Genomic DNA, 205 nt, shown 5'->3' on the forward strand with positions numbered 1-205 from the left:
GGATGCTCCTATGGACGTCAAGCTGCAGGAGCGAGGTCGGTCTGGTTGATGCGTTGGGTTGTCGGTGTCCTGGTGAGGGCGCGGTAGATCTCGCGGGCGACGAAGCGCTTGAGGCATCGCATGATGTCCTTCTTTGACAGGCCTTCCTTGGTGCGGCGTTCGACGTAGGCGCGGGTGCGTTCGTCGTAGCGCATGCGGACCAGCA

The 205-nt window shown here is 62.4% G+C and carries 1 pseudogene; it reads right to left on the reverse strand.

The features are described 5' to 3' along the window. Positions 1-17: 17 nt before the first annotated feature. A pseudogene (locus QSK52_RS39410) lies at positions 18-205 on the reverse strand (IS110 family transposase); the annotation flags it as partial.

It is taken from the genome of Kitasatospora phosalacinea, assembly GCF_030268885.1.
GTDB classification, from domain to species: Bacteria; Actinomycetota; Actinomycetes; order Streptomycetales; family Streptomycetaceae; genus Kitasatospora; species Kitasatospora phosalacinea_C.